The organism is Micrococcus porci, from assembly GCF_020097155.1.
GTDB classification, from domain to species: domain Bacteria; phylum Actinomycetota; class Actinomycetes; order Actinomycetales; family Micrococcaceae; genus Micrococcus; species Micrococcus porci.
This window is the reverse complement of record NZ_CP083691.1, coordinates 672,008-698,346: the sequence shown is the minus strand read 5'-3', so window position 1 is coordinate 698,346 and position 26,339 is coordinate 672,008. Positions and strand designations below refer to the sequence as shown.

Annotated in this window: 24 protein-coding genes and 1 other annotated feature; of the genes, 15 read left to right on the top strand and 9 right to left on the bottom strand. The window is 67.0% G+C overall.

Annotated features, from left to right (window positions below):
• The first annotated feature begins 15 nt into the window (after positions 1–15).
• The 6 genes from KW076_RS03320 (at position 16) to KW076_RS03295 (ending at position 5,316) form a co-directional block, all read left to right on the top strand.
• Complete coding sequence (locus tag KW076_RS03320) at positions 16–738, top strand: formylglycine-generating enzyme family protein (protein ID WP_224356233.1); 723 nt, start codon at positions 16–18, stop codon at positions 736–738.
• A complete protein-coding gene (locus KW076_RS03315; protein ID WP_224356232.1) occupies positions 735–1,586 on the top strand; it encodes an RCC1 domain-containing protein in 852 nt (283 codons plus the stop codon). Before KW076_RS03320 ends, KW076_RS03315 begins: the two co-directional genes overlap by 4 nt.
• Positions 1,587–1,766: 180 nt before the next feature.
• Positions 1,767–2,354 (top strand): GNAT family N-acetyltransferase, encoded by a 588-nt coding sequence (locus KW076_RS03310; protein WP_224356231.1) that lies wholly within the window; start codon positions 1,767–1,769, stop codon positions 2,352–2,354.
• 736 nt (positions 2,355–3,090) lie between these two features.
• Complete coding sequence (locus KW076_RS03305; RefSeq protein WP_224356230.1) at positions 3,091–3,678, top strand: TetR/AcrR family transcriptional regulator; 588 nt, start codon at positions 3,091–3,093, stop codon at positions 3,676–3,678.
• Between the two features lie 4 nt (positions 3,679–3,682).
• Complete coding sequence (locus KW076_RS03300) at positions 3,683–4,042, top strand: DoxX family protein (protein ID WP_224356229.1); 360 nt, start codon at positions 3,683–3,685, stop codon at positions 4,040–4,042.
• Positions 4,043–4,121: 79 nt separating this feature from the next.
• A protein-coding gene (locus KW076_RS03295) for an IS3 family transposase (RefSeq protein ID WP_434084369.1) occupies positions 4,122–5,316 on the top strand; the annotation gives its coding sequence in 2 pieces (ribosomal slippage) (positions 4,122–4,423 and positions 4,422–5,316; 1,197 coding nt in all).
• Between the two features lie 50 nt (positions 5,317–5,366).
• On the opposite strand, the gene KW076_RS03290 is transcribed toward KW076_RS03295, so the two are convergent.
• The gene (locus tag KW076_RS03290; RefSeq protein WP_224356227.1) at positions 5,367–6,368 is read right to left on the bottom strand and encodes a GlxA family transcriptional regulator; all 1,002 of its coding nucleotides are present in this window, start codon (positions 6,366–6,368) and stop codon (positions 5,367–5,369) included.
• 17 nt (positions 6,369–6,385) lie between these two features.
• Here KW076_RS03290 and KW076_RS03285 point away from each other — a divergent pair, with 17 nt between their 5' ends.
• From KW076_RS03285 to KW076_RS03275, 3 genes are all read left to right on the top strand, one after another.
• Positions 6,386–7,414: an NADP-dependent oxidoreductase gene (locus tag KW076_RS03285; protein ID WP_350354984.1), complete on the top strand. Its 1,029-nt coding sequence runs from the start codon at positions 6,386–6,388 to the stop codon at positions 7,412–7,414.
• Positions 7,411–7,818 (top strand): nuclear transport factor 2 family protein, encoded by a 408-nt coding sequence (locus tag KW076_RS03280; RefSeq protein ID WP_224356226.1) that lies wholly within the window; start codon positions 7,411–7,413, stop codon positions 7,816–7,818. The genes KW076_RS03285 and KW076_RS03280 overlap by 4 nt, the downstream gene beginning before the upstream one ends.
• 62 nt (positions 7,819–7,880) lie before the next feature.
• Positions 7,881–8,867 (top strand): IS481 family transposase, encoded by a 987-nt coding sequence (locus KW076_RS03275; RefSeq protein ID WP_224356225.1) that lies wholly within the window; start codon positions 7,881–7,883, stop codon positions 8,865–8,867.
• Positions 8,868–9,165: 298 nt separating this feature from the next.
• Here KW076_RS03275 and KW076_RS03270 read toward each other — a convergent pair whose 3' ends face one another.
• Positions 9,166–9,756: a cysteine hydrolase family protein gene (locus KW076_RS03270; RefSeq protein ID WP_224356224.1), complete on the bottom strand. Its 591-nt coding sequence runs from the start codon at positions 9,754–9,756 to the stop codon at positions 9,166–9,168.
• Positions 9,757–9,859: 103 nt separating this feature from the next.
• On the bottom strand, positions 9,860–10,456 hold the full coding sequence (locus KW076_RS03265; protein WP_224356223.1) for a TetR/AcrR family transcriptional regulator: 597 nt from the start codon (positions 10,454–10,456) through the stop codon (positions 9,860–9,862).
• A gap of 1 nt (position 10,457) precedes the next feature.
• Between KW076_RS03265 and KW076_RS03260 the strand changes: the two genes are divergently transcribed.
• The gene (locus KW076_RS03260) at positions 10,458–11,270 is read left to right on the top strand and encodes an SDR family NAD(P)-dependent oxidoreductase (protein ID WP_350354991.1); all 813 of its coding nucleotides are present in this window, start codon (positions 10,458–10,460) and stop codon (positions 11,268–11,270) included.
• A 333-nt stretch (positions 11,271–11,603) separates the two neighbouring features.
• On the opposite strand, the gene KW076_RS03255 is transcribed toward KW076_RS03260, so the two are convergent.
• Positions 11,604–12,868, bottom strand: a protein-coding gene (locus KW076_RS03255) for an IS3 family transposase (RefSeq protein WP_224355381.1) whose coding sequence is annotated in 2 segments (ribosomal slippage) — positions 11,604–12,565 and positions 12,565–12,868 — 1,266 coding nt in all. Because the reading frame shifts where the segments join, the coding sequence is not laid out codon by codon here.
• Positions 12,435–12,569, bottom strand: a sequence feature (AL1L pseudoknot). It overlaps the preceding gene by 135 nt.
• A gap of 454 nt (positions 12,869–13,322) precedes the next feature.
• Here KW076_RS03255 and KW076_RS03250 point away from each other — a divergent pair.
• A protein-coding gene (locus tag KW076_RS03250; protein WP_224356221.1) for an IS5 family transposase occupies positions 13,323–14,217 on the top strand; the annotation gives its coding sequence in 2 pieces (ribosomal slippage) (positions 13,323–13,676 and positions 13,678–14,217; 894 coding nt in all).
• Here the strand turns inward: KW076_RS03250 and KW076_RS03245 are convergent.
• The gene (locus KW076_RS03245) at positions 14,214–15,212 is read right to left on the bottom strand and encodes an IS481 family transposase (RefSeq protein ID WP_224355908.1); all 999 of its coding nucleotides are present in this window, start codon (positions 15,210–15,212) and stop codon (positions 14,214–14,216) included. The genes KW076_RS03250 and KW076_RS03245 overlap by 4 nt on opposite strands.
• Positions 15,213–15,428: 216 nt before the next feature.
• Complete coding sequence (locus KW076_RS03240; RefSeq protein WP_224356220.1) at positions 15,429–16,448, bottom strand: helix-turn-helix transcriptional regulator; 1,020 nt, start codon at positions 16,446–16,448, stop codon at positions 15,429–15,431.
• Positions 16,449–16,509: 61 nt separating this feature from the next.
• Here KW076_RS03240 and KW076_RS03235 point away from each other — a divergent pair, with 61 nt between their 5' ends.
• The 3 genes from KW076_RS03235 to KW076_RS03225 all read left to right on the top strand — a co-directional run bounded on the left by KW076_RS03235 (position 16,510) and on the right by KW076_RS03225 (position 21,320).
• A complete protein-coding gene (locus KW076_RS03235; RefSeq protein ID WP_224356219.1) occupies positions 16,510–17,967 on the top strand; it encodes an MFS transporter in 1,458 nt (485 codons plus the stop codon).
• 4 nt (positions 17,968–17,971) lie between these two features.
• Positions 17,972–20,263 (top strand): ATP-binding cassette domain-containing protein, encoded by a 2,292-nt coding sequence (locus KW076_RS03230; RefSeq protein ID WP_224356218.1) that lies wholly within the window; start codon positions 17,972–17,974, stop codon positions 20,261–20,263.
• Positions 20,264–20,333: 70 nt separating this feature from the next.
• The gene (locus KW076_RS03225; protein ID WP_224356217.1) at positions 20,334–21,320 is read left to right on the top strand and encodes an IS481 family transposase; all 987 of its coding nucleotides are present in this window, start codon (positions 20,334–20,336) and stop codon (positions 21,318–21,320) included.
• 9 nt (positions 21,321–21,329) lie between these two features.
• Here KW076_RS03225 and KW076_RS12710 read toward each other — a convergent pair whose 3' ends face one another.
• Together KW076_RS12710 and KW076_RS12705 are read right to left on the bottom strand one after the other, a co-directional pair.
• Positions 21,330–21,779, bottom strand: coding sequence for an IS5 family transposase (locus tag KW076_RS12710; RefSeq protein WP_434084355.1), 450 nt, complete (start codon positions 21,777–21,779; stop codon positions 21,330–21,332).
• A 28-nt stretch (positions 21,780–21,807) separates the two neighbouring features.
• Complete coding sequence (locus tag KW076_RS12705; protein WP_434084368.1) at positions 21,808–22,188, bottom strand: IS5 family transposase; 381 nt, start codon at positions 22,186–22,188, stop codon at positions 21,808–21,810.
• A gap of 131 nt (positions 22,189–22,319) precedes the next feature.
• On the opposite strand from KW076_RS12705, the gene KW076_RS03215 reads away from it, so the two are divergent.
• Positions 22,320–23,204 (top strand): phosphotransferase family protein, encoded by an 885-nt coding sequence (locus KW076_RS03215; RefSeq protein WP_224356216.1) that lies wholly within the window; start codon positions 22,320–22,322, stop codon positions 23,202–23,204.
• Between the two features lie 475 nt (positions 23,205–23,679).
• Here KW076_RS03215 and KW076_RS03210 read toward each other — a convergent pair whose 3' ends face one another.
• Complete coding sequence (locus tag KW076_RS03210) at positions 23,680–25,029, bottom strand: ISL3 family transposase (RefSeq protein WP_224356213.1); 1,350 nt, start codon at positions 25,027–25,029, stop codon at positions 23,680–23,682.
• Positions 25,030–26,339: the final 1,310 nt, after the last annotated feature.

The window sequence follows — 26,339 nt, the reverse complement described above, 5'->3', positions numbered from 1 at the left end:
GCCTAGGCTGGCGTCATGGACACCCCCGTCATGGCCTCGCTCCCCGCGGGGGTCATCACACTGCGGGACGCCCGTCGCTCGCAGACCCGCGAGGTAACCCTGGAGGCCTTCGAGATCGCCGTCCACCCGGTTCATGACCAGGGCTCTGGTCTGCCGTGGGCGCCGTTCACGTGGTTCGACGCCGTCGCGTACTGCAACGAGCTCTCCCGTGCATCCGGACTGCAGGAGGCCTACACGTGGCAGGGCCGGACGGTCGACTGGGACACCGCGGCCGACGGATACCGCCTGCCCACCGAGGCGGAATGGGAGTACGCCTGCCGCGCCGGGACGACCTCACCCACCTACGGGTTGGTAGAGGACATCGCCTGGACCAGCCTGGACGACGTCGACTCACCCCAGCCCGTGGGCTCCAAGGCGCCCAACGCGTGGGGCCTGCACGACATGCTCGGCAACGTCTGGGAATGGTGCTGGGACTACGCCGACCCCGCCCGCTACGGCGATTACCGCAGTCTGCGCGGGGGTGGCTGGGCGGATGAACCCTGGAGCGTGCGCGCCTCAGTGCGCCGGGGCAGCGCCCCGAACGCCGTCCTGGAGGACGTGGGACTCCGCCTTGCCCGGGGTCCGGTCGGCAGCCCGGGGCAAGCTCAGGGCTGGTCCCATGAGGCAGACAGGCAACGAGCCGCCATCCGCGGGCCGCTTCCCGTGGGGTGGACACCCCTTTGGGAGATCGCACGGTGAGCCTCCAGCGGGTCCCCCTCGCGGCCGGCCGGCGGCACTCGCTGGTCGTCGTCGATGGCGGTCGCGTCCTGGCAGCTGGCCCGCCGGGCGCGGGCGAGTGCGCCGTGACCGGCTGGAGCGACGTCGTCGCCGTCGCCGCCGGCAATGTCCACGCCGCGCGGAACACGGGCCGCTCCCACTCGGTCGGGTTACGCGCCGACGGGACGGTCCTGGCCGTGGGCTGGAACGCGCACGGGCAGTGCGATGTCACGGGCTGGTCTCAGGTGGTGGGCTTCGCCGCCGGATGGCGCCGCACCCTCGGGGTGCGCGCAGACGGCACCGTGCTGGCCGCCGGCCGCAGAGACGACGGGGCGTGTGACGTGGGGGGCTGGTCCGGGATCGTCGCGGTCTCCGCCGGGGACTGGCACTCCGTGGGCCTCCGGTCGGACGGGACAGTGGTGGCGACCGGGATGGACACGCGCGGCCAGGGCGATGTAGCCGGGTGGAGTGATGTCGTGGGTATCGCCGCCGGCTACCTCCACACCCTGGGGGTCAGGGAGGACGGCACCGTGCTGGCCTGCGGCGACACCGCTGCGGGCCTGGCCGGGGCGCGTCGCTGGCGGGGCGTCGCGGCTGTTGTAGCCGGCAGTTATCACTCGCTCGGGCTGACACAGGACGGACGCGTTCTGGCCGCCGGAGACGACGGCCACGGGCAGTGCAGTACGCAGACCTGGCGCGATGTCGTGGCGATCGCGGCTGGGTCGACGCACTCGCTCGGACTCCGCAGCGACGGGGTCATCCTGGCCGCCGGCAACAATGCCGACGGGCAGTGTCACTGGGCGTTGAGCGCCCCCGGTCAGTACAACTAGGTGCAGCCTGGGATATGATGGTTATTCAATTAGACAGTCGTGACACGAGACCGGTGCTGCGGTAGTCAGGTCAAGACCGCGGAAGTGTCGTGCAAGAACTCATGGGCCCTGGAACGCTCCGCACGAATCTTGACGGCTTCGTCAAGGCCTGGTCTGCGATATGACGAGGTAGGTTAGGCCATGCTTGAACCCACACCATCCACTGGGCCGTTGTCTGCAGAGGCGCACCTCGTCATCAGCCAGGCCGTCCCGGAGGACGGTGCGGCCCTGCTGTCGTTGCAGCATCGTCTGGACCGGCAGTCGAGCTTCATGCTTTTGGAACCGGGAGAACGTCCTTCTTCCGTGGAGGAGATACGAGGGCGGTTGGCCGCCCAGAGCTCGGCGGGCAGCTTTGACCTGATAGCCAGCCTGCCCAGACAACATGTGGGGCCAGTGGGATGGGTCTCGGTGGAGGTGGCTCCGTACCGGCGGGCCGCCCACGTCGGGCACCTGGTTCTGGGAGTCGATGCCGCCTGCACCGGTCAGGGGGTGGGGCGCCGTTTGCTGAAAGCTGCCCTGGACGAGTGCCGGCGACGTCGACTGCGGCGGGTGGAACTGACCGTAATGGTTGACAACCTGCGTGCGGTGCAGCTGTACCTGCAGTGTGGGTTCGTCGTCGAGGGCCTGCGCAGGACGTCCCTGATCCGTGATGGTGGCTCTGTCGACGAGTACGCCATGGCCCAGCTCGTCCTAAGCTCCGGTTCGGAATCCGCGGTGGTCGACAAGTAGCGCGGGTCATTCACCAGGCCAAGGAGTGGTATGCCGCCTCGGCCCTGGTCTCTGAAGACCTGGGCGTGTATCTACTCTCGAGACGGTGCCCATCCCGACTGACCACCAGGTGGTTTACGGGCTCTTCGGTCATTGGGTGGGGAGTGAGGCTCGCCGGGTGAGTTGATGGGGCAGGCGTCGAGGTCCCCGAAGATCAGTAGCGACCAAGCATGCTGATCCACCCAGAGGACCTCGACGTTGACTAACGCTACGGGGTGCGTGAGCCCGCCCGCCACTACTGATGCCTGTTCTCGCTACGATGCGTTGTTGGGCCTGGAGAGCGTCCACGTCGAGGCCGTCGAACGGGGCATGGATCTGATGACCGGGACCGTGTCCACGTCCTGGCAGCTGGTGGGCTGCCCGGACTGCGGGGTCGTGGCCCCGAGTCGGGGCCGTCGTGACCGTTGGCTGCATGATGTGCCCGGGGCCGTTCCGATGCTTCTGCGGTGGCGCCAGCGCACCTGGCGGTGCCCGGACCCGGACTGTCCGCGCGGGATGTTCATCGAACAGCTCCCCGAGCTGGTGGCCGAACGTGGTTCGATCACCTCCAGGGCGGTGGCCTGGCCCATCTGTTGCTGGTCGGGAGGTTGTTGACGCTCGCGCAGTGACGTCGTGCGCCTGGGCTGCGCCGAGCATCGTGCTATCGTGAACACGTTCAGTGAACGCGTTTATCGAAGGGCGACGGATGACGGTCTCAGTGCGTCAGCAGCTCAAGCAAGCAACGCAGCTTCGCGTCCTGGAAGCGGCGAGCCGGTTGTTCCGGAAGCGAGGGTTCGCCGCCACAACGGTGCGAGACATCGCTGAGGCAGCTGGCGTCAGTGCCGGGACGGTGATGGCCGTCGGTGACAAGAACGCGCTGCTGGTGCAGGTGTTCGACACGATGGTGGCGGACGAGCATGCCCAGCGAGCCGGCGCAACCCCTCAGTCGACCGGCGACGCCCCTGACACCTGCGTAAAGCGCCTGGGCGTTCTAGTGCAGCCGTTCGTGGCGATGTTCACGGGCAGCCCCGAGTTGGCGCGGTCGTACGCGTCGATTCTGGTTTCCGGAACTCATTCCTCGTCATTGTTCACCGAGCTGCACGCCCGACTCGTCGAAGAGTTCGCCACCGCGATAACCAAGCAGGGGTGCACCCCAGCGGCTGACGCGCCAGCTAAGGCGCAGGCACTGTACGCCGCCTACGTCGGCACACTCTTCACCTGGTCTGCACGAGGCCTGGTCGATCCGTCCGCCATCACAAACGGCCTCCGCACATCGTTCGCGGCGATCAGCATCTGTAAGGAGTGACTCAATGCCCCTGACCCCGGACATGTGGTGGCCTCCGGCCGTTCTCGCCCTCGCCTTGTTCAGCGACGCGGCGATGTCTCTGCGCCCACCGAGATTCATCCGCGACTGTTTGAACGGCGTGGGCTTCCCCCGCGAATGGTGGTGGACTCTCATCGTCATCAAGACGCTCGCCGTGATCGGGCTCATTGCGGGGATCTGGATTCCAGGCATCGCTCTTGCCGCCAACACCGGCGTGATCGTCTACTTCCTCAGCGCCGCCGCCGCCCATATCCGAACCCGCTTCACAGGGCAGGCGTTTTGGCTCAACTGCCTCGGCATGCTCGCACTCTCCATCGCAGTCCTGATTCTCTCGTTCGCGCTCTGAATGACCGATACACCGAGATGCGCATCCTGAATCGCTCCGGGTCTGGTGGAGGCTCTGATCCAACGGAAAGATGCAGAGCATGCCCGCACCACGGAAGTACCCCGACGAGCTCCGCGAACGCGCCACGCGGATGACGCTGGAAGCCCGTCAAAACCCCGCCACGAGGACCGGAGCATTCCGCCGCGTAGGAGAACAGCTCGGGATCAATCCCGAGACGCTGCGCAACTGGGTCCGCCAAGCCGAGATCGACCACGGCCACCGCCCCGGAATCACGACCAGCGAAGCCGCCCGGGTGGCCGAGCTGGAGAAGGAGAACCGTGAACTACGGCGGGCGAACGCGATCCTGCGCTCGGCGTCGGCTTTCTTCGCGGCGGATGCTCGAGACGCCCACAGCGCTGATCGTGGACTACATCGACGAACACAAGCACGAGTTCGGTGTCGAGCCGATCTGCGCCACGCTGTCCGCGGCAGGCACACAGATCGCACCGAGCACGTACTACGCGGCCAAGACGCGCCCTCCTTCAGTGCGCAGCCTGCGCGATGTGCAGGTGCTCGTGGAAATCCGGCGGGTGCATGAGGCCAACTACGGGGTCTACGGGGCCCGGAAGGTCCACGCGCAACTGCGGAGGGAGGGCCTGCAGGTGGCCAGGTGCACGGTGGAGCGGCTCATGCGAGCCGCAGGCCTGCGCGGGATCAGCCGCGCGAAGGGACCGAGGACCACGGTCCCAGGCCGCGGCCCGGATGAGCGTCAAGACCTGGTCCAGCGAGACTTCACCGCGGCGGCTCCGAACCAGCTGTGGGTCGCTGACATCACCTACTGCCGCACTTTCAGCGGATGGGTGTACGCCGCGTTCATCATCGACGTGTTCTCCCGACGGGTGCTGGGCTGGCAGCTGTCGAAGTCGCTGCGCACGGACCTGGCCCTGGACGCGTTGGAGATGGCGTTCTGGACGCGTCAGCGTGCAGGCCAAGACGTGGCCGGGCTACGGCATCACAGCGATAAAGGACTCCAGTACGTCGCCGTGCGATACACCCAGCGGCTCGCCCAGGCCGGCGCAGTCGCCTCAGTCGGCTCGACGGGGGACTCGTATGACAATGCCCTCGCGGAGGCGTTCAACTCGCTGTTCAAGGCGGAGCTGATCCGGAACAAGGGGCCATTCAAGTCCATCGAGGACCTGGAGATCGCGGTCGCGGAGTACATCGACTGGTTCAACCATCGTCGTGTGCACGGCGAGATCAGGCTGGTCCCTCCGGTCGAGTTCGAGGACGTCTAACATCATGAGAACCCCGTGCCGGCGCCCGCCGGGACGGCACTTACGAGCCTCTAACTGTACTGACCGGAGACGTTGGTCGAATTGCTGCCCGCGGTGAAGGAGCGGCGATAAGCCTGGGGCGTTCGTCCGACGCAGCGGGTGAAGTGGGTTCGTAGGTTGCTGGCCGTGCCGAGGCCCACCAGCTCGGCGATGCGCTCGACGGGCAGGTCTGTGGACTCGAGCAGTTCTTTGGCTCGCTGGATACGTGCAGCTGTCAGCCACTGTCCGGGGCTTGTGCCGTGCTCTCGGCGAAAGCGCCGTTCAAAGGTGCGGGTGCTCATGTGCCCCCGGTGGGCGATGTCTTCCAGCGTGTGGCGCTGGTCGAGTGTCTCCAGCAACCAGTGGACCAAGTCGTTCATCGAGGGGTCCGCAGAGCGGGGCACTGGTGTTTGGACATACTGTGCCTGCCCGCCCTCTCTGAAGGGCGCCACCACACAACTGCGGGCGACGTCGTTGGCGATCCGGACTCCGTAGTCCTGTCGGATCATGTGTAGGCACAGGTCTATACCCGCAGCCACTCCACCCGAGGTCAAAACTCCGTCGTCCTCGATGTAGAGCGACTCCGTTTGCAGATGGGTGGAAGGGAACAGCTTGGCGAGCTGGTCAGCCAGTCGCCAGTGGGTCGTGGCCGTGCGATGGTCAAGCAGGCCCAGCTCCCCCAGAAGGAACGCTCCCGAACAGACCGCAGCGACACGGACGCCAGGTCGCACGGCTTGCCCCTGTAGCAGGAAGGGGGCCAGCGCGGATGCCATGTCGCGACGGACCAGCGGGTCGAGCAGTGCGTCGCTCGAGGCGACCACGACAGTGTCAGTCTCCTTGATCTGGTCCACACCTGGCAGGTCGACCGACACGCCGTCCTTGGTCAGGAGCGGTCCGGCGCCAGTCGGTGACGCGATCGTGACGTCGTACGCCGGCTCATCGTTTGCGGTGCGGGCCGCGCCGAATACTCGTGACGGGATCCCCACGTCGAACAGCGCGGTGCCAGGGCAGGCGATCGTGACCACATGACGCATGACGTGATCCTTGCACAATGTGTCGTTCACGCCACTCGTCTGTGGGGGCGTCCACCGACAGGCTGGTGGTCATGCACCCGTCACTTCCGCGCACCATGCTTGCCGCGATTATCCCGGCGCCCGGCGGGCGGCCTGAGTTGCGTCAATGTCCGGTTCCAGAACCCGGACCGGGCGAGGTTCTGGTCCGAGTCATGGCGTCCTCGGTCAACCCCACTGACGTCATGACTTGGCGCAGGGGCATGTTCGTCACAGGGCAGACAGTCCCGTTCGTGGGCGGCTACGACATGTCTGGCATCGTGGTGAAGCTTGGACGCGGAGTCACGGCGCTCGACGTCGGTGATGCGGTGACCGGCATGCCTCGTTTCCCCGCACCAGCCGCGGCGTTCGCCCAGTACTCCGCTGTCCCTGCCCGCCACCTTGCACGGATCCCAACAGGCACAGAAGACCTGTCTGCAGGCGCATGGGGGCGCTGGGCCGGACTCCCGCTCGCCGGCCTGACCGCCTATCAAGCACTGGTGGACACGGCGCACCTGCAGTCGGGGCAAACCGTCCTCGTCCATGCCGCATCCGGCGGGGTCGGGTCCCTGGCCTGTCAGCTCGCCGTGAACCTCGGTGCGCAGGTGACGGCAGTGACCAGTGATCGCGGTAGGACGTTGGTCGAGGTGCTCGGGACGCGACATGTCGTTGATCGCGCGACCGTGGACTGGCAGAGGTTCGCTGGTTGTTTCGACGTCGTCCTCGACACAGTCGGCGGTGACACGACACCACGGTCCTTGGCCATGGCCTCGCCTGATGGCGTCGTGGTCGCACTCCACCCCTATGCCCACGACGACTTGGCCCAACGAGATCCACGACTGCGCCGGATGCTCGTCGAGCCTGACCATCACGCCCTGGAACTGCTCATCGAGCAGGCCGCGCGAGGGCGGCTCACCGTCCAGGTCGGCGCTGGCTACCCGCTGAGTGACCTCGGCGACGCGCTACTGCACGTCGAGACCAACAAGACCCCAGGCAAGACCATCATCCACATCCAAGGAGACAACGCATGAGCACCCGCACCACCCAGCAGACCGTCGAAGACTTCTTCTCGGCCTTCGGTGCCGGCGACCTCGACACGGTCAAGAACCTGTTCGCACCCACCATCAACTTCACCGTGCACGGGAGCCCCGCCGTCCCGTGGGCCGGCACTCGCCACACCCGCGACGAACTCGACACGTTCTTCCCCGCATTCGCCGCCCTCGGACCCGCCACCGAATACACGATCCACCAGATCGTCGTCGACGGCGACCATGCCGTCGCACTCGGCCACAACGAGTTCCCCGTCCTGGCCACCGGCAAGAGCTTCTCCAACGACTTCGCCCTCCACTTCACAGTTCAGGACGGTCAGATCACCGGGTACCAGATGTACGAGGACACTTACGCGGTCGATCAGGCCTTCACCCCCACCAACTGACCCCCAAGACCCCCAGAGCCCGGCAGCTACCAGCTGCCGGGCTCTCACCATGTCGGAGAACGATGTCTCATCCCAACGCAGCACTCACACCCCGCCATGGCCTGCTCGTCGGTCGTCTCGTCGTAGACGACGGCTGGCCGATCAGCGAAGTCGCCGCCCGCTTCCAGGTCTCCTGGCCGACCGTGAAGCGTTGGGCCGACCGCTACCGGACCGGCCAGCCGATGCAGGACCGCTCCTCACGACCACACCACTCGCCCAACAAGACCAGCGCGAAGACCACCAGACGCTGCATCCAGCTCCGTCTCCGACTGCGGGAAGGACCCGTGCAGCTCGCGTGCAGGCTGGGGATCGCCCCGTCGACGGTCCACCGGATCTTGACCGACGCCCACCTGAACCGGCTTTCCCACGTCGACCGCGCCACCGGTGAGCCCGTCCGACGCTATGAGCACGACCATCCCGGCGCGATGCTCCATGTCGACGTGAAGAAGCTCGGCAACATCCCCGACGGCGGCGGCTGGCGCTACGTCGGCCGCCGGCAAGGAGAGAAGAACCGGGCAGCCACGCCGGGCAAGCCCAGGAACAAGTACCGGGACCCGTTGATGGGCAAGGCCTACGTCCACACCGTCATCGACGACCACTCCCGCGTTGCCTACGCCGAGATCCACGACGACGAAACCGCGATCACCGCCACCGCGGTCCTGGTGAGGGCTGTCGAGTGGTTCAACGCCCGCGGCGTCACCGTCGAGCGGGTCCTCTCAGACAATGGCGGCGCCTACAAGTCGCACCTGTGGCGAGACACCTGCGTTGAGCTCGGGATCAAGCACAAGCGCACCCGTCCGTATCGGCCGCAGACCAACGGGAAGATCGAGCGCTTCCACCGCACTCTGGCCGACGGTTGGGCCTACGCCCGCTGCTACACCTCCGAGGACGAACGCCCGGGCGAGCTGGAGGGCTGGCTGCACTACTACAACCACCACCGACCCCACACGGCCTGCGGGGACCAGCCGCCCTTCTCACGATTGACCAACGTCCCCGGTCAGTACACCTAGAAGCGGCTGAGGATCTCGTGGACGGTCTGGAAACCGGTCGCGTCAAGAGCGACGCCCGCCAGCAGAGAACCGAGCAGAGACATCCAACCGAGCGTCGACACGCCCCCGGGCGAACGCGCAGGCGAGCCAGAATCGGCAGCTCCAGAGAAGGATGGGGACTCCACAGCGTCAGTCTAGGCAGTTGCTGGATGCGCGGCCCCTGGTCTGCTCACCAACCCTGGTCACCCCGTGAGGAACTTGAAGCGACGAGGTCTGAGGGTTGCTCGTCGACAGGCACGACCCACTGAGGGCGAGGATGCTACTTTTCCTGCTCATAGCGCGGTGCATACGAGTTTCCGTCAATGAGCGTGCGCGTCGAGACCACGGTGGCGAACTCGCCATGCAGGTTCGCGGCAGTCATTGCTGAGACGGTTGCCGCGGGCAGGACGGTGCCGTCCAGCGCGGGACGGTCGAACGTGTGGGTCGCGTCGATAGCGAAGTACGTGTCGTAGCCAAGGTTCCCCGCGATCCGCGCGGTGGTTTCGCAGCAGTGGTTCGTGGTGATCCCACAGATGACGACTTGCTCGATCCCCTCTGCGCGGAGCCAGTCGTCAAGGTCTGGGGTGCCATGGAAGCTCGAGTTCACGGTCTTGCTCACCAGCAGATCAGGATCGCCGGTGATGACCTCCTTGAATTCGTTTCCCGGAGTGCCTACTGCAAGGGTCGACTCTGGGTTAGTCGAGTCGTGACGAACGAACACGATCGGCCAGGACCGATCCCGCCAATGCGTGAGAAGGCTGGATATATTGGTTTCGCAGTCAGGGTTGTCTCGTGAACCCCAGTACTCGACGTCATCGAAGCCGCGCTGCACGTCGACGACGATCAGGGCTGGGTTCTGGAGCGTGTTCATTTACTAGTTTCCTTTTGTTCTACTGCGAGTAGGGGCCGACAAAGAAGAATTAGGTCTGCGGCCTTAGATGTACCGGCCGGGGATGTCGGTTGGTGTTTCATGGTCAGCGGCAGTCGGGAAGCATCCGAAGCGCGGCGTCCCCTAGTCGGTTCAGGTCTCTCTCTGTCGCGCCATCGCGCGCCTGTACGGACATGCCTTGGATCACAGCGGCGATCGCTCGGGATAGACCGTCCACATCTGTCAGCCCGGGCAGTTCGCCGCTGCGTACGCCCGTTTGGAATCGAGCGCGGATATCCTCCAGGGCCTTCTCGCGCTCCGCTCTTACCACGGCTGCCGACACCTGGGCATCCGGCCCGCTGGCTAGTACACCCGTTGATACGAGGCAGCCCAAGCCCGGCTCTGCTGCAAACTCTTGAGCCGCAGTTCGGAGATATGCACCGATCGCATCGCGGATCGGCACCCCCTCCTGGATGCCGAAGCCATACTGCCGCTGGTACTGCGCGACAGCCTGTTTGAACAACTCGTCCTTCGAGCCGAAGGCCCGATACAAGGCGGGCGCAGTCAGCCCCATAGCCGCCTGCAGTCGTGACAGGCTCGCGCCCTCGTACCCGTACCTCCAGAAGGTCATCAGGGCTTCATGGAGCGCGTGATCGGGGTCGAATGACCGTGGTCGTCCCGGCTTGCTGATCGGCTGTTCCATAGTGAATGCTACGATACCGCATACATGTAACGTAACGATCGCTACGGAGGTAGACGTGCACCATCGAACAGCATTGATCACGGGAGGATCGCGCGGTATAGGTGCCGCCGTCGCCGTTGCACTGGCACAGGGAGGCGCCACGCTGGTGGGGATCCACTACGCCCGCGACAGCACTGCCGCGGAGGCAGTGGTCGAGCGAGTCAATGAAGCCGGCGCGTCCGGCGTCCTCATTCGCGCGGACCTCGCCGAAGGTGCCGCCGGCGCTGCTCACCTGGCGACGCGTTGGCGGGACGAGGTTCGACGGCACGACGCACGTGGAACGGATGTGCTTGTCAGCAACGCCGGGATCAACGGAGCGCAATCCCTAAGCGAGTTGGACGAGGGCACAGTCGCGCGTGTAGTCAACGTGAACCTCGTAGCGCCTCTCATGCTTGTCCATCACTTATCCGACCACATCAACGACCATGGTCGGGTCATCGGGATCTCCTCCGGATTCGCCCGAATCGCCGCCCCCACTCATGTGGCATACACCGCATCCAAGGCCGGTCTAGAAGCCGCGTTTCGGGCCATCGCCGCCGAACTCGCTGAGCGCGACATTACGGTCAACACCGTGCGTCCGGGCGTCATTGACACCGACATCAATGCGGACTGGATCAACGAGCCCGGCGCCCGTGACGCAGTCGCTGCCGCCGCGGCCCTGCGAAGGGTCGGTCAGCCTGACGACGTCGCCGATATCGTTGCCTTCCTGGCCAGTCACTCCAGCCGATGGATGACCGGACAGAGCCTCGACGCCACGGGAGGGACCCAACTCTAAGGCCATCCCTGAAGCGCCCTGGGTTTCATTCCGTGGTTAGACGGCCGCGGGCGCGGTCGTCGTCAGGAGAGTGTAGGCCGCTTCGACGCTCGCTGGGTGCGGTAGCCGACAGTTTCGTGGAGCCGGGCCGTTCATCGTCAGCCTGACCGCGGCGGGGGTGGCGTTACCCGGTGGCGTGACTCTGTGCGTCTATCCGAATGATCACCCACCACCTCACGCTCACATTAAGATCGGGACTGATATGCGATCAGGTGTCAGCTGAGGTTAGGCCTTGATGTGCTGCCGCGGACGCAAGCGTCCTTTGAAGCGCCCTGGGTCTGATGGAGACTCGCGCTATTTGATTCCGACCAGCTGTTCGCGGCCGGCTTCGACAGCATAGAACGTGTCCTCGAACTCGGCGGGTGGGACGTCGCCGAGGTAGCCGTGGAGGCGTTGCGTGTTGTGCCAGGACACCCACCCGAGGGTCGCGAGCTCGAGGTCCTCGACCGTTCGCCAGGGACCTGGCCGTGCGGGTCCGCGGACGAGCTCGGCCTTGTAATAGCCGTTCACGGTCTCGGCCAGGGCGTTGTCATAGCTGTCCCCGACGGTCCCGATCGACGGTGTCGCTCCGATCTCGGCGAGGCGTTCGCCGTAGCGAATGGAGGTGAATTGAGACCCCGCGTCGCTGTGACAGCGCAGGTCCTCGTGGCGAGCGCCGCGGGACCAGCGGGCCATCTCGATCGCGTCGAGGACCATCTCGGTGCGCATGTGTGACGCGCACCGCCACCCTACGATCATCCTGCTGAACGCGTCGACGATGAAGCAGACGTACGCGACGCCGGCCCACGTCGGCACGAACGTCAGGTCGGTGACCCAGAGCCGGTTCGGGGCAGGCGCGGTGAACTCCCGCTTCACGAGGTCCGGGTGCCGCGCCGACGCCGGGTCCGGCCGGGTGGTCTTGACCCTCTTCGACCGCCGCGCACCCTCGATGCCTGCAGCGCGCATCAGCCGGGCGGTCTGGTCTCGGCCGATCATGATCCCCGCCCGGCCGGCGGCTTTCCAGAGCTTGCGGATTCCATAGACGCGGTAGTTCGTCTCCCAGAGCTCGACCAGCTGCGGGATCAGCTCCTCGTCCCGCACCGCGCGAGCCGAGGGGGCGCGGGTCTTGGCGGCGTAGTAGCTGCTCGGAGCCACCTGCAGCAGCCTGCAGATGAGCTCGACTCCGAGCCGGCGACCGTCGACCAGGTCATCCTTGTTCGCGTCGATGAACGCGACTACTTCCGGTAGTGGCGGTCGAGCTCCGCCCCGAAGAAAGACGCAGCACGCTTGAGGACCTCGTTGGCCCGCCGCAACTCCCGGACCTCCTGCTCCAGTTCACGCACCCGCCGCGCCTCAGCGCTGCTCACGCCAGAGGTGACGCCGTCGTCGATGTCGGCTTGCTTGACCCACATCCGCACGGACTCGACCCCGTATCCGAGCTGCGTCGCGACCCGCTGCACAGTCCCATGCTCGGTCCCCAGCTCGACACGCAGCGTCCGCACCATCCGGACCGCCGCGGCCTTCTCCTCCGGCGAATACCGACGCGTCGTCGGCTTCCCCGCTGTCTGCTCTTTCGGCATAACTCCATCCTCGTTTCCAAGGTCAGGAGTCTCCAACAAACCCAGGGCGCTTCACTTGCCTTCGAGAGTCGTGGTTCCTTTGGGTAGGTGGTTACGGTCAGCACCTGGTGGTGACGGTCTCCCTGCTGATGGGGATGTTCCTGGCGTCGATGATTTCCTGTGCTCTGTGGTTCTGGACCACGATCCCGGTGCGAGATGGTAGCGGAGCCCTCGCTGCCTTCGCTCCCAGAGATGTCGGGGTACGGCTGTCAACGTGACCTTGTTTTCGAGGGCAAGGATCCCGACGTAGGAGGGATCCGCGGCAGCGTCTTTCACCTGCTGGTGCTGTCTATCGTCCGTACCCGGAGTCGGAGGTCGTGGTCCGCTCGCGCCAGCCCCGGTGAGCTGGTGTTGGCGCTGGGGCCTTAGGGCGTGTCTCCTAATGGGTGCGGCCCCTGGCTGAAACGCTGGGATGGTGACACGGACCGAATCGCTGACCGACGAGCAGTGGGCGCTGGTGGAGTCGTTGATGCCCCGGCCGGACGAAGCGGGCCGGCCGTTCCGTGACCACCGGATGGTGGTCGAGGGCATCATCTACCGCTACCGGACCGGGATTGCCTGGCGGGACCTGCCATCGTGCTTCGGGCCGTGGCAGACGGTGTGGAAACGCCATCGCCGGTTCAGCGGCGACGGGACCTGGGATGCCATCCTCACGGCGTTGCTGGGCCGGGCCGACCATCAGGGGCTGATCGACTGGGAGGTCTCGATCGACTCCACGATCAACCGCGCCCATCAGCACGCCACGAATCTGCCCCGCACCACAGGGGGACTCGGCGAACTACATGAAACAGCGCCAGGAGCCTGCTGATCACGCAATCGGCCGCTCCCGCGGCGGGCTGTCCACGAAGATCCACCACCTGTGCGACGGGAACATGCGTCCGCTGGTGATGTTGCTCGGGCCGGGCCAGGGCGGGGACGCCCCGATGTTTGGCCCGGTGATGAACGCGCTGCGCGTGCCGCGCACCGGCAGGGGCCGGCCTCGGACCACCCCGGTGCGGGCCCTGGCCGACAAGACCTACTCCTCCAGGGCCATCCGGGAGCTGCTGCGACGCAAGGGCGTCCAGGCGGTGATCCCGGAGAGAGCCGACCAGATCACGAACCGGGCCCGCCGAGGGGCCCAGGGCGGGCGCCCGGTCTCTTACGACCCCGAGGCCTACAAGCGGCGCAACGTCGCGGAGCGCTCCTTCAACGTCTTCAAGCAGTGGCGAGCCCTGGCTACCCGTTACGACAAGCTCGCCCTGACCTACCACGGCGGCGTGGTCTTACGCGCCATCACCATCTGGCTCAAGGCATTAGGAGACACGCCCTAGGTGTGATGTCCAGGCAGGTTGTTGTCGATTCTGCTGATGGGTGGGGCTCCGATCGCGGAGTGGTGCCTGTGATGATTGTAGAAGTGGAGCCAGCCGGGTAACGCGGATCGGCGTTCGGATTCGGATCCGTAGAAGCGGGCGTATGCCCAGCCGTCGGCGAGCGTGCGGTGGAAGCGCTCAATCTTCCCGTTCGTCTGCGGCCGGTAGGGCCGAGTCCGCTTGGGCTTGATCCCGAGCTCGGTGCAGGCATCACGCCAGGCATGCGAGCGGTAGGCCGAGCCGTTGTCCGAGAGCACCCGCTCCACCTCCACGCCCAGGCGCGCGAAGTGGGCGACCGCGCGGCGCAACACCGCGATGGCGGTCTGGCTGCGTTCATCGGAGTGCATCTCGACATAGGCGAAGCGGGAGTGATCATCGATCACGGTGTGCAGAAAGCCCACCCCGAGCCGGGGCTGGTATCGGGCATCACGGGTTCCTTCGCGGTCCGAGGTCGCCGCGCGGTGCTTCATGCCCTGCTGGCGCCCGACGAATCGGTGTCCGCCCCCGTCGGGGATGCGTCCGAACTTGGTGACGTCGACGTGGATCAGCGAGCCGGGGTGGGGGTGCTCATAGCGGCGGATCGGCTCGGCGGTGACCCGGTCCAGACGGGCGAGGCGGTTGATCCGGCAGCGCACGAGCACGGCATGGACGGTGGAGGCCGGTATCCCGAGTTCTGAGGCGATCTGTGCCGGCCCCAGGCGTCGGCGCCATCGGGCGGCCACGATCTGTTTCACCACCGCCGGCGGTGTTCTGGTCGGCATCGTGGACGGCCGGCTGGACCGGTCGACCATGCCTGCAGGTCCCTCGGCCCGGAAGCGTGTGGCCCATTTGCGGGCGGTGGGTGGGGAGACCATGAACATCTTGGCCGCGGTGGCGACCGGCCAGTGCTCCTCGACGATGAGCTTGGCCAGGCGTAGGCGGGCGCGAGGGGTCAGGGCGGCGTTAGCGTGGGACATGAAGGCCTTCTGTTCGCGTGAGCGGTTTCTTGACAACTCCACTCTCGCAACAGGAGGCCTTCGCCTGTCAGCTGTTCACACAACAACGTCCCTGGACATCACACCTAGGTGTACTGACCGGACACGTTGATCGACCGGCTGTGCGCCAGCCAGCAAGGTCATCGTGCGGGAGGAGGTGGAGAATCCTGCCCCTGCGGGCCGAGCATGTGCCGGTCATTACTGTTGGAGTGTTGGGCGTAGACCCCCCAGCGGGGCGGGTTCTAGGCGTCGCCGGATGGTGGCGAGGGCGTCGCGTAGGCCGGACGGTTCGACATTCGTGAGGTCCGTGTCGAAGGTGATAAAGAGGCCGGCGACTCCAGCCCAGGACCACCCCCCGATCGTCAGGCGGCAGGACTGCCGGTCGATGGGGGCGACGGCGGATCCGCCGGGGGCCCAGCGGGCGACGACGTCTGCGGGCAGCGGGAGGGTTGCGGTGCCGACGCACTGCCACTGGCCGGGGGTGTCGCCTCGGTCGGGGTTCTGCACGACGAGCCGGTTCAGGTCGTCGGGGTCGAGGGGGGTGGGGGTGAAGGGGCGGCCGGCGGGGGTCTTGGGGCGGATGCGATCGACCCGGTAGGTGCCCCAGGTGCCGTGGTTGCGGTCGCGGGCGACGAGGTACCAGCGGCCAGCCCACACGACGAGGTGGTGGGGCTCGACGTCGTGTGGCGGGCGGAAGTCGGCGTCGCCCGGCCCGGGGACGCGCCCGTCGGGGTCTGCGTAGTCGAACCTCAGGCACGAGCTCGTGCGGATCGCGGACCCAACGACCTGCAGCGTCGCGACGTCGATGGGTGGCGCCGAGAATTCCCAGTAGTTGCGCAGTGCGGTGACCTCGAAGGCTTCGCTGGCGGCGCGAAGGCGTGCGGGCATGACCTGGCGCAGGGTCGTCAGCGCTCGGGCGACGGCGTCGTCGATTCCGGTCACGGTCGCTGGTGCGGTCTGCAGGGCCAGCGCGATGGCGATGGCCTGGTCGTCGTCCAGCACCAGGGGCGGGAGCTTCCCGGCGGCGCCGAGCCGGTAGCCACCACCGGGACCGGGCACGGCCTCGACGGGGTAGCCGAGCTCGCGCAGTGTGTCGATGTCCCGGCGCACCGTCCTCGCCGACACCCCGAGCCGCTCGGCGAGGTCGCCACCGGGCCACTCGACGCGCGCCTCGAGCAGGGACAGCAGCCGCAGGATGCGGGCGGAGGTATCGGCCATTACACCAGCATGGCGCGGGTTGCGGACATTCGGTGTCCTGAACCGACGGCACGGTGAGGCCATGACTTCTCCTCAAGACACCTCAGCGGATGCTCGGGTCGGCGGCCGGGCGGCATCGCTCGCGCTGCTGGTCGTGCTGTTCGCCTCGTTCATGGACCTGCTCGACGTCACCATCGTCACGGTCGCGGCCCCGCACATCGCGGCAGACCTGAACGCCTCGCCAGCGCAGCTGCAGTGGATGCTCGCCGCGTACACCCTGGCGCTGGGCTCGGGCCTGATCACCGGTGGCCGCATCGGCGACGACTACGGACGACGCCGGGTGTTCCTGGCCGCCTTGGCGGCCTTCGCCATCGCGTCCGCAGCGTGCGCCCTGGCCCCGACCGCAGGCGCGCTCATCGCCGTTCGGGCGGTCCAGGGACTCGCGGGCGGATTCATGGTCCCGCAGGTCTTCGGGATCATCCGCTCCTCCTTTGAGCCGGCGGCCATGGCCAAGGCCTTCGGGGCCTACGGCGCCGTCCAGGGGCTGGCCTCGGTCGCCGGACCCCTGATCGGCGGAGCGCTGGCTGACGCCGACCTGTGGGGCCTGGGCTGGCGCACGATCTTCTGGATCAACATCCCCATCGCCTTGGTCGCTCTGGTCCTGGGTTGGCGGGTCCTACCCGACTCCCGCGCTGCCGCTCGCTCTCGCCTGGACGGAGTCGGTGCGCTCCTTGCCGCCGTCGGGGTGTTGCTGGTGCTGCTGCCCCTCGTCCAGGGCCGCGACTGGGGCTGGCCCACGTGGGGATGGGCTCTGCTCGCCGCCGGGGTGCTCGTGCTGGCCGGGTTCCTGCGCTACGAGAACGCCCTCGCGCGCCGCGGCGGGGAGCCGGTGCTCGACCCCGACCTGCTCAGGGTCCGCCCGTTCGTCGCGGGCCTGGCCGCGTCGGTGCTGTTCTTCGGTGGCCTGGCCTCGTTCTTCCTCGTCGTGTCGATCTACCTGCAGGCCGGCACCGGTCGCTCGGCCTGGGACACGGGCCTGGTGATCCTGCCGTACGCCATCGGGTCGATGCTCACCTCCGGTGCGGGTGTCGCCCTGGCCGCGAGGGCCGGGCGGGCCCTGCTCTTGACCGGGTCCCTGACCCTGGCCGCGTCGCAGGCGCTGCTGTGGTGGCTCGTCCGCGACGGTTCCACCACCCCCGACTACTGGCCCCTGGCCGGCGCTATGTTCCTCGGCGGCCTCGGCCTAGGACTTGGCGCCCCGATCCTGGTCAACGTCGTCCTGGCCGGGGTTCCCGGCCGCCGCGCCGGCGCCGCCGGCGGCGTGCTGTCCACCGTCAACCAGATCGGCGGTGCAGTCGGCGTCGCCGTCCTGGGCACCGTCTTCTTCAACGCCGCCTCGAGCGCCGGCCCCGCGACCGCGCCGGCCGAGCTGTTCGGCGACGCATTGGCCCAGGTGATGCCCTGGCAGGTCGCCACCTACCTGCTTGCGGCTGTCGCGATGCTCGCCCTGCCCAAGACCGCAGCGCCCCACCAGGACTGAACCGATGACCTCCACGACCCACCACCAGGAGCAGCCCGTGTCGAACCGCGACGTCATCAGGGTGCGCGGCGCCCGCACGAACAATCTGCGCGACGTCGACGTCGACATCCCGAAGAAGCAGCTCACCGTGGTGACCGGGGTCTCGGGGTCAGGCAAGTCCTCCCTGGCCTTCGACACCATCGCAGCTGAGTCCCAGCGGCTCCTCGCCGCGACCTACCCGGCCTTCGTCCAGAACCTCATGCCCCACCTGCCCCGCCCCGACGTCGACACCCTCGAAGGTCTCAGCGCGTCGATCGTCGTTGACCAGGCCCCCCTGGGCGCCAACCCCCGCTCCACCGTCGGGACCGCGACCGATGCCTGGTCCCTGCTGCGCCAGCTCTACGCCGGGCACGGCACCCCGCCGGTGCCCGGTCCCCACGCGCTTTCCTTCAACGCTGCCACCGGGATGTGCCCGGCCTGCGAAGGCACCGGGCGCACCGCCACCCTCGACGTCGATCTCGTCCTGGACCGATCCCTGTCGTTGAACGACGGCGCGATCACCTTCCCCAACTTCACCGTCGGGTCCCTGTTCTGGAAGGTGTACGCCCGCAGCGGGGCGTTCGACAACGACAAGCCGGTGCAGTCGTACACCCCGGCCGAGCTCGAGCACCTCCTGACCGGCACCGGACCCAACGTCGACACCGGCACCTACCCCATGGCCTACGAAGGAGTGCTGACCAAGATCACCCGCCTGTACCTGTCCAAGGACCCCGCCGCGCTCAAACCACGCCTGCGCGAGGCCCTCGAGCTCGCCGCCACCACCGGGCCCTGCCCCGGCTGTGCCGGCACCCGCCTGAACTCAGCCGCCCGCGCCTGCACCATCGACAACACCCCCATCACCACCTGCCACACCATGCCCGCCACGGACCTGCACCGCTGGCTCGCGGACCTCGACCTACCAGCCGCAGCACCGCTCATCGCCCAGCTGCAGTCCCTGCTGGCCAACCTCACCCGCGTCGGCCTGGGCTACCTCGCCCTGGACCGCCCCACCTCCACCCTGTCCGGCGGCGAGGGACAACGCATCCGCACCGTCCTTCATCTCGACTCCGCCCTCACCGACCTGACCTACGTCTTCGACGAACCCGCCGCCGGGCTCCACGCCCACGACACCGCCCAGGTCGTCACGCTTCTGCACGCACTGCGCGACAAGGGCAACACCGTCCTGGTCGTTGAGCACCACCCCGACGTCATCACCGCCGCCGACCACGTCATCGACCTGGGCCCGGGTGCAGGCACCGACGGTGGCACCATCACCTTCCAGGGCACCCCCGCACAACTCACCCACACGCACACGCCCACCGCCGCAGCCCTCGCAGCCCGACCCACCCTCAACCTCACGCCCCGCACCCCCACCGGCACCCTGCGCATCCGCGACGCCACCACCCACAACCTGCACCACCTCGACGTCGACATCCCCCTGGGCGTCCTGACCTGCATCACCGGCGTCGCCGGCGCCGGGAAGACATCTCTGCTAACGAACCTGCCCCGACGCGACGACCTCGCAGTCATCGACCAACGCCCCATCCGCGGATCACGACGCTCGACCCCCGCCACATACACCGGCGTCATGGACTGGCTGCGAGACGCCTTCGCCAAAGCAGGCAGCACCCCCGGACACAAGCTCAAGCCCGCCATGTTCAGCGCCAACAGCGCCGGCGCATGCCCCGACTGCACCGGCCTGGGCGTCACCTACCTCGACGCCCCCGGAAGCGGCCCCGTCCCCGTCACCTGCACCACCTGCAACGGCGCCCGCTACACCGCAGACGTGCTCACCCACACCCTGGACGGCCTGACGATCGCCGACGTCCTCGGCCTGCCGGTCGCCGACGCCGCCACCCGCTACACCAACACTCCCGCAGGCCCGCCGCTGGCCGGACTGGTCGATGTCGGCCTGGGCTACCTCACCCTCGGACAACCCCTATCCACCCTCTCCGGAGGAGAACGCCAACGCCTACGTCTTGCCACCCGCATCGCGCAGTCCGCCACCGTCTACGCCCTGGACGAGCCCACCACAGGGCTGCACATGAGCGATGTCGACACCCTGACCCGGCTGCTTCACCGCCTTGTCGATACCGGCGCGACCGTCGTCGTCGCCGACCACCACCTGAACCTGATCGCCACCGCCGACCACGTCATCGACCTCGGCCCCGACGCAGGACCCGGTGGCGGCCACATCACCTACCAAGGACCAGCCGCCGACTTGGCCACGACCGACACCCACACCGGCCGAGCCCTCGCCGCGCGACTCGCCCTGTGACCCGCCGAGGGGACTGCTCCTCACGCTTGACGCCCTCACCCGAACGATGCCTACCCCAGCAAGGAATCCAATGTCACACGCGGATGCGGCACTGACACCCCGCCATCGCCTCAAGGTCGCCCGCCTCGTCGTCGACGACGGGTGGCCGATCAGCGAGGCCGCCGCCCGCTTCCAGGTCTCCTGGCCCACGGTGAAGCGCTGGGTCGACCGTTATCTATCCGGCGAGCCCATGTCCGACCGCTCTTCGCGCCCGAAGTCGTCCCCCAACAGAACCCCGCGAGTGGTGGCGAAGCGGTGCGTGAGCCTGCGAATGCGGCTGCGGGAAGGGCCAGTGCAGCTCGCCGCCCGGCTCGGCATCGCCCCGTCGACGGTTCACCGCATCCTCACGACGGCGCGCATGAACCGGCTGTCGTACGTCGACCGGGCCACGGGCGAACCGATCCGACGGTACGAACATCCACACCCTGGGTCGCTGGTGCACGTGGACGTGAAGAAGCTCGGGAACATCCCCGACGGTGGCGGGTGGCGGTACGTCGGACGACTCCAAGGCGGACGCAACCGCGCCGCCACCCCCGACAAGCCACGCAATCAGTACGGCGGGCCGAAGCTCGGGTACGCGTTCGTCCACACCGTCATCGACGACCACTCCCGCGTGGCATACACGGAGGTCCACGATGACGAGACCGCCATCACGGCTGTCGCCGTCCTGCACCGCGCTGTGGAGTGGTTCGCCGACCTCGGTGTCACGATCGAGCGTGTGTTGTCGGACAACGGCGGCGCCTACCGCTCACACCTGTGGCGGGACACCTGCGAGGCCCTGTCGATCACCCCGAAGCGGACTCGCCCGTACCGGCCGCAGACCAACGGGAAGGTCGAGCGGTTCCACCGGACAATGGCCGACGGGTGGGCCTACGCCCGCTGCTACACCAGCGAGGCCGAACGCCGAGGCGCCCTCTCCGGCTGGCTCCACCAGTACAACCAGCATCGCCCCCACACGGCCTGCAGCAACCAGCCGCCGTTCTCACGATTGATCAACGTCCCCGAGCAGTACACCTAGGCCGTGTTGCTAAACCCATTGGAGGGTGGCTGCGAGGCTGAGCCCGGCGTGGAAGTTCCGGGGGGTCTTGTCTGATCGGGCCGCGATTCCGCGCCACTGCTTGAGCTTGTTGAAGCAGCGCTCGACGGCGTTACGGCCTTTGTAGCGTCGTTTCTGATCGCGCCCGAAGTCGATCGGCCGGCCGGGCTTCTTGCGACGGTGCGCGATCTGGTCGTCGCGTTCAGGAATGGTCGTGGCGATTCCTCGCTGGCGTAGCCAGGCTCGGTTCTTCTTCGACGGGTAGCCCTTGTCGGCGATAACCCGTTCCGGACGGGTCCTGGGGCGTCCTTTCACGCCGACGACACGGATCTCGTCGATCGTGTCGGGGAACATGCTCGTGTCGGCGACCTGTCCTCCCGTGAGGACGAACGCCAGGGTTCTCCCCTTTCCGTCGCAGACGAGGTGGATCTTGGTCGTCAACCCGCCTCGAGAGCGACCGATCGAGTGATCAGGCGGTTCCTCGCCGTACTTCTTGTAGTTCGGCGGATCCCCCTGTGGTTCGGGGAAGGGTCGCGCCGTGCTGATGCACGCGCACGATCGTGGAGTCGATCGAAGTCACCCAGTCCAACTCTCCACGCTGATGCGTGAAGGACTGCACCGCCTCCAGCACCCGAGTCCAGACGCCCTGCTCGGCCCACCGGTTGAAGTTCTTGTAGATCGTGTTCCAGTTCCCGAACCGCTCGGGCACCTCCCGCCACGGCGATCCCGTCCGGAACCGCCACGCCGTCGCCTCGGCCACCGCGCGACGGTCGACCGGCGGACGGCCAGTCGTGCCCACGGCCGGAAACAATGGGCCGATCACAGCCCAAGCATCATCAGAGATCTCCACACGCGCCACGAACACAAGGATCACCCGCGTGCCCACGAGCACCCTTTAGCAACACGGCCTAGGCGCCACTGGCTTCCCATGGGTCGCCAGAAAGGCGGCATGAGGGTGAGTCGGGGAGATGCGACCCCGGCATGTTCGGGCAGACTCAACCTGGTGAATGGGAGGGGCACATGGCTGTAGGGCTGGACGCGCTGGATGCTGATCAGCGGCAATTTGTCGAGGCGCACGTGAAGGGCGGCCGTGTGGTCGCCGATCACTCCTGGGGACAAACTGATACCGTGGTCTTGGAAGTGGTGGCTGGGCCGTGCCGCGTGATCGTGAAGGCAGGCGGCCCGTCGAATGGCCACATCGCTCGCGAGATTCGCGGCCACCGGGAATGGGCCGCCCCATGGCGTGCGACAGGAAGCGCAGCCCGCATGATCGCCGCTGACGAACGAGCCCGCGTACTCATCACCACCTATCTGGAAGGGCAACTCGTCGAGGGAACGCCCGCCCAGGACGACCCCGGCATCTACGAACAGGCTGGTCGGTTGAGCGCCGTTTTCCACGACCAGTACGCCACGGCTGACCCCACGTGGAATGCTCGCCTGCGCGACCGAACCTTGCGTTTCCTCTCCATGCCGCACCGCATCCATCCCCGGATTGCAGAGCAGGTGCGTCAGGAGGTCGCTGGCTGGCCAGTTGGGGGTGCAACGGTCGTCCCCACTCATGGGGACTGGCAGCCGCGCAACTGGCTCGACGATCACGGTGTCCTGCGGGTCATCGACCTGGGCCGCGCCGATCTGAGGACGCCCGAGGAGGACTTCGTACGGCTCGGTCGCCAGGACTTCCTGCGCAATCCCGAACTCGAGGCGGCCGTCGTTGCCGGTTACGGACGTGATCCGCGAGATCCCGACATGTGGCGACGCACGAATGTCGCGGAGGCGGTCGGAACGGCCGCCTGGGCATTCAAAGTGCGCGACGAGGACTTCGAAGCACTCGGACATGCCCACCTCGGGCGTCTGTACCCCGAGTGATGAGCTGAACGGGTAGAAGTCCACCTGTCTGCGAACGCGCGCCCATCGGCACGGTCGGGTGCTCACGCCCCTGGGAACGCTGATCGGAGTTGCCGCACTTGGGTACGACCGCCAGCTCGTGGAAGTCGAAGCGGCAGCCACCGTGATCGACTGACACCCCTCGTTTGGAGCGCCTTTAGAGATACGCCCTCGACCTTGACGCACCTGTAGCGACGGCAGGCAGAACCTAGCTACACCGCCTCGTTCACCACCTCAGGCCACAATCGCTAAAAGGCTTTCCGACCAAAGACCGTGATCGCCCGGTCTTCGCTTTCCCTATCCGGGTACATCTCGATCCAGGTGTCGTCGCCCGTGAGAAGTGGGTGTGTCGCGTACGGAAGGTGAGTGACCAGGTTCCGAAGGTCAACGGAGTCTCGGTGAGGCCCATAGGTGAGCCACTCACTCACGTCAGGGAGGTGCTCGGTAATCTGGCTCTTCACCGTTGAGTGTGGTGTGTCATGTCTAACCCGCCGCCGATGAGGAGCATCCGGAGGCGGTAGTTGTCCCGGTTGCGGAAGCCTCGGGCGATGCGTCGGTGGAGTTCGATGAGTCCATTGATGGCTTCAGTGCCGCCGTTGCTGGCGCCGTTGGTGTCGAAGTAGCCGAGGAACTCGCGGCGCCATCTGTTCAGGGTCTTGCCCAGCCGTGCGACCTCGGGGATCGGACACGAGGTGAAGGTGGCGAGGATCTTCTCGGCGACTGCTCGCCCGGCGGCATGAGTGCCCTGACGGTAGGCGGAGCGAACCTTCTGGGCGCACAACCACGCGATTTCGACCTCGATGTGTTGCTCGTGAGCGGCCCAGGCCGTCTCGAGCCGATCGCGTTGCCGATCGGTGAGATTCTCCGCGCCGGCGCGCAGGACGTTGCGGACCCGGTACAGCGGATCGCTCTTGCGGCCGCGGTGGCCGTGGATCTGCTGCTGAACCCGCCGGCGGACATCATCGACGACAGTGGTGGCCAGCTTGACCACATGGAAGGCGTCCAGGACCGAGCGGGCGTCCTCGAGCTGGTCATCGATGGCGTTCTTGTACCCATGGAACGGGTCCAGGGTCGCCACCTCGATCCGGGCTCGGAAGGCGTCGCCGCGCTGGTCGAGCCAGTCCTTGTACACCCTGCCGGAACGGCCCGGCACCAGATCGAGCAACCGCGCCCTCGTGCGCCCGCCCTCGTCCCGGGTCAGGTCGACCATCCCGGTCAGCTCTTTGGGGCCGCGCCCGCCGTGATGGATGGGTTTGGTCGAGACGTGATGCCAGACATGCTCGTCAACCCCGAGGATCGCGACGCCCTCGAAGCGGGATGGGTCCTCGTCAGCGGCCTGCAGCAGGGGTTGGATCGAGTCCCACACCGTGCGCCATCCTGTCCCGAGCTGACGGCGGATCCCGTTGACGGAGGCGTGCTCTCGGCGGATCTGCTCGATCGCCCACCGGCACGCCCGGGTCGTCAGCACCGCTCGCGGTGCAGCGACCTTCTCGTCCTGCTCGATGAACGAGCCGACCTCGCAGGCTGGATCTGGGCACAGCCACCGGCGCTTGCGCCAGATGATCCGCACCGGTCGCCCGAACGCTGGCGCGTCGACCAGGCTGACCTCGATCCGACCGTGACCACGGGCGATCACCCCGCAGGAGCGGCATCCCATCGGCTCCGGCGCGGACTCGACCGTCACCACCAGCCGGTCGTGGTCATCCCGTTCGGCGGTGAGCACATGCAGCCCGGGCAATCCGACCAGCAGATCGCAACACGTGCAGTAGTCGCCGCGCGCACGGCAGTACAACGTAGGCTCAGGCATGGTCGAGGTCCTTGTGATCAGGAGAGGTCAGAGTCCTCTGATCATCGAGGGCCTCGGCGCTTTCGAGCCCTCACCCCAGGCCCCGGCGCGTCACACCCCCACACTCAACGGCGAAGAGCCGGTAATCTGCGGCTCTCCCGTTACGGCTCCCAGAGGGTTGGCAGCCCAAACCAGCGACCATGCCAGTGGTGGCCAGACGATGTCAGCCAGCGACGTGTGAGCCTGAGAGCGCTCGAGCACCCGGACGGCCCAGACCCTGCTGGCCAACAACCCACTTCGTGGGAAACGGGGGTCTGAGAGGCCCAGCCTCAAACTGAGATCAGCAGGCCAGTCCACGCTGGAACCACGGTGGTAGTCCTCCGTTGCCAACTGTTGCGCAAGGCTCGGGTACCGGGTGCTCAGCCCGCTGTTCAGAGCGAACATGCCATAGAGCACACAACGGATCACGGCACCCGGGGCGAACCTCACGTCCGGCACGGCCCCCGGATGGATGGCCAAACGCCGCGCACCCAAGGTCGTCAACCGCTGCACCTGCGTGGAGAAGTCGGCGTAGGCCCTGTCGTATTCGCCACCGCAACGACTGTTGCACGCCTTACAGAGGCCGCGGACCCACATGCCACCCCTGTTCCAGCGGCCGGGCTCACGGAGCTGCCCGACAAACCGGTCTGGCGCACGCTCCACGCGATCGTCGTTGCCAGCCGCTCTCGGCGGCACGTGCGTGCGGCTCATCTTTCCCTGGGCACCGCAGAGCCCACATGCCCGGACCGCCTTGGATGCCCCCATGTCGGCCACCAGACCGGATGCATTCATGTTCACCGCGTCTTTCTCATCTTCGCTACTCAGCGCTGTCCCGGCCGCGTTGCTGACGTGTCGGGTGCCGGTCCTAGCCGCTGCTCTGGATTGAGGTCGGGGTAGCGACGCAACATCCACGAACGTTGGGCTATACCGACCTCGATGGCCCGACGCGTCTCCACCGGGGCGCCTCCTCGGTTACACAACTCGGTGAGCACACCAATCTCATCCCGCAAGCGCATTCGCGTGCGTTCGAAGTTCTGGCGGCAGTTGCGGCTGCAGAAGGTCTGCGGCCGGCCAGCACTGGAGTCGGTCGGCCATGCGCACATGTTCGTGCAGTCCGGATGCAGACACCGCATCTGTTCAGCGGGTCGCAGCCCGCGCACCAACGCGTCGTCGATCTCGGCCCAGCTGCCCCGCTTCACCCGAGCGAGAGTCCGGACGATCGAAGGGGTCCTCGCCCCGCCCACGCCACCACATTCATGAGACATATGCACTACATCACCTTCGAGTTGGTT

Bases quoted from the DNA above. Each gene is read 5' to 3' on its own strand.
- KW076_RS03320 (WP_224356233.1), top strand. From the start codon at position 16: ATGGACACCCCCGTCATGGCCTCGCTCCCCGCGGGGGTCATCACACTG.
- KW076_RS03310 (WP_224356231.1), top strand. From the start codon at position 1,767: ATGCTTGAACCCACACCATCCACTGGGCCGTTGTCTGCAGAGGCGCAC.
- KW076_RS03300 (WP_224356229.1), top strand. From the start codon at position 3,683: ATGCCCCTGACCCCGGACATGTGGTGGCCTCCGGCCGTTCTCGCCCTC.
- KW076_RS03290 (WP_224356227.1), bottom strand. From the start codon at position 6,368: ATGCGTCATGTGGTCACGATCGCCTGCCCTGGCACCGCGCTGTTCGAC.
- KW076_RS03285 (WP_350354984.1), top strand. From the start codon at position 6,386: ATGTGTCGTTCACGCCACTCGTCTGTGGGGGCGTCCACCGACAGGCTG.
- KW076_RS03280 (WP_224356226.1), top strand. From the start codon at position 7,411: ATGAGCACCCGCACCACCCAGCAGACCGTCGAAGACTTCTTCTCGGCC.
- KW076_RS03275 (WP_224356225.1), top strand. From the start codon at position 7,881: ATGTCTCATCCCAACGCAGCACTCACACCCCGCCATGGCCTGCTCGTC.
- KW076_RS03270 (WP_224356224.1), bottom strand. From the start codon at position 9,756: ATGAACACGCTCCAGAACCCAGCCCTGATCGTCGTCGACGTGCAGCGC.
- KW076_RS03265 (WP_224356223.1), bottom strand. From the start codon at position 10,456: ATGGAACAGCCGATCAGCAAGCCGGGACGACCACGGTCATTCGACCCC.
- KW076_RS03245 (WP_224355908.1), bottom strand. From the start codon at position 15,212: ATGTCCCACGCTAACGCCGCCCTGACCCCTCGCGCCCGCCTACGCCTG.
- KW076_RS03240 (WP_224356220.1), bottom strand. From the start codon at position 16,448: ATGGCCGATACCTCCGCCCGCATCCTGCGGCTGCTGTCCCTGCTCGAG.
- KW076_RS03235 (WP_224356219.1), top strand. From the start codon at position 16,510: ATGACTTCTCCTCAAGACACCTCAGCGGATGCTCGGGTCGGCGGCCGG.
- KW076_RS03230 (WP_224356218.1), top strand. From the start codon at position 17,972: ATGACCTCCACGACCCACCACCAGGAGCAGCCCGTGTCGAACCGCGAC.
- KW076_RS03225 (WP_224356217.1), top strand. From the start codon at position 20,334: ATGTCACACGCGGATGCGGCACTGACACCCCGCCATCGCCTCAAGGTC.
- KW076_RS03215 (WP_224356216.1), top strand. From the start codon at position 22,320: ATGTTCGGGCAGACTCAACCTGGTGAATGGGAGGGGCACATGGCTGTA.
- KW076_RS03210 (WP_224356213.1), bottom strand. From the start codon at position 25,029: ATGCCTGAGCCTACGTTGTACTGCCGTGCGCGCGGCGACTACTGCACG.